The sequence below is a fragment of the Kitasatospora sp. NPDC053057 genome (genome assembly GCF_044546945.1).
Taxonomy (GTDB): domain Bacteria; phylum Actinomycetota; class Actinomycetes; order Streptomycetales; family Streptomycetaceae; genus Kitasatospora.
In genome coordinates this window covers 2371-4008 of record NZ_JBITZP010000108.1, presented here as the reverse complement: position 1 = coordinate 4008, position 1638 = coordinate 2371, and the positions used below count along the sequence as shown (strand labels likewise).

The 1638-nt window shown below is 72.6% G+C and carries 2 protein-coding genes and 1 pseudogene; 2 read left to right on the top strand and 1 reads right to left on the bottom strand.

Translation table 11 applies throughout. The features are described 5' to 3' along the window. Nucleotides 1-218: 218 nt before the first annotated feature. Nucleotides 219-377, bottom strand: coding sequence for a hypothetical protein (locus ACIG5E_RS39110; protein ID WP_396542026.1), 159 nt, complete (start codon nucleotides 375-377; stop codon nucleotides 219-221). Between the two features lie 230 nt (nucleotides 378-607). Here ACIG5E_RS39110 and ACIG5E_RS39105 point away from each other — a divergent pair, with 230 nt between their 5' ends. Beyond that, on the top strand, nucleotides 608-754 hold the full coding sequence (locus tag ACIG5E_RS39105; protein ID WP_396542024.1) for a hypothetical protein: 147 nt from the start codon (nucleotides 608-610) through the stop codon (nucleotides 752-754). A gap of 377 nt (nucleotides 755-1131) precedes the next feature. Beyond that, a pseudogene (locus ACIG5E_RS39100) lies at nucleotides 1132-1638 on the top strand (tetratricopeptide repeat protein); the annotation flags it as partial.

Sequence of the window (1638 nt, the reverse complement as noted above, 5' to 3'; positions counted from 1 at the left end):
TGACCCACTTCATGAACCCGACATCACGACACGCCGGGGAACCTCTGCATTTGAACCCGTACGCACCTCTGCACCTGAGGTAGTACCCGGACACCTGCCGCAGGGAGACGGAGCGGTTGCGCGGGGAGGCCGAGCGGATCGCTGGCCTGCTGGCGGTGTGCGAGCGTGAACTGGCCCGGGTGTCCACCGCGCGTGAGGTGGTCGGCGAGCTGCCCGTCTCATGCGTTCCGGTCGGCGCGGCCGGGGTTCGCGTGCCGGCTCCGCGCGGTGGGGCGGCGGGTCCGGTCCGGGGCCGGGACGAAGCCGTCGAGCAGGCCGGGGAGTTGACTGCCCGGGTACTGGACGTGCTGGCCGGGTATGCCGGTCCGGTGGGTCATGTCCCGCATGGTGGTGGAATCTCTGTGTGCTGACGTCCCGTCGGACCGAGGTGCTTGGACCAGGGCTCGCGGAGCAGCCCGCAGCCGCCTTCGGCGCAGGTCGCGGCGGGGGGACGGCGATCGGCCGGAGGTCCGGGCGGCAACTGCCGGGCCGCTGACCAGGGCCTACGCCAAGATCGCCGCTACACCACTCGGCGGGACGCCATCGTCCGGTGCGCTGCCGTCAGGTCGTGGAGGCGCTGGGACTGGAAGCGACGCCGCGTGAAGTGGAGCGGGTGCGCCATCAGTTGAAGAAGGCGGCTGAGGCGGGGCGGGTGGCGATCACGCCGGGCGGGCTGTTCACCCTGGCGCGTGGAAGGTCCGCGGCACACGGGTGAGGGACCGCAACGAGTAGTGGTCTTCCTCCTGTTGGTCGGGTTGAACCGCCTGACCAGGTAGAAAGAAGACCTCGTGGCACGCTACACGTCCCCGGCCCCCGCTGTCCGGGTCGCCGAACCGTTCACCTCCACTCGTACCCGGATGGAGGAGATGCTCGACCACCTGTCCGAACCGGCCATGGCCACCGCCACTGCCGAGGCGCTGGAGGTGTACGTCACCACCGCCGGGCGCGAGCTGCTGCGGCAGATGCGGCAGGACACCCTCGACGCCCGCGCCGCCGCCGAGGTCCGCCGTCCTGACCAGCCCACCCGCCCTCGCCCACCTCACCGGCCACCGTGCGGCAGCCTCCCCGGCCGAGGTCAGCGTCGATCAGGCGGTGCTCGCACTGCGTGCGCTGTACCGGCTCAGCCTGATCAACCACACCCCCGACACCCCCCACCAGGCCGTGCGCGTCCACCAGCTCGTCCAGCGCGCCGTCCGCGACACCCTCACCCCCGCCCAGCACGACCGGCTCGCCCGCACCGCAGCCGACGCCCTGACCGCAGCCTGGCCCGCCATCGAATACGACACCGCCCTCACCCAGGCCCTGCGCGCCAGCGCCAAAGCCCTCACCGGCCACGCCGAGGACGCCCTGCACCGGCCTGACGCGCACCCGGTGCTGTACCGCGCGGGCAACAGCCTCGGCGAAGCCGGACAAGTCACCGCCGCACGCCAGCACTACCAGCACCTCACCCACACCACCCACCACCACCGGGGCCCCGACCACCCCGAAACCCTCGCCGCCCGGCACAGCCTCGCCTGGTGGCGGGGGGTGGCGGGGGATGCGGCCGGGGCCGCGACCGCTACGGCCGATCTGCTGGGCGACATGGTGCGGGTGCTGGGC

Coding starts and splice junctions, on each gene's coding strand:
- ACIG5E_RS39110 (WP_396542026.1), bottom strand. CDS start 377: ATGACCCACCGGACCGGCATACCCGGCCAGCACGTCCAGTACCCGGGC.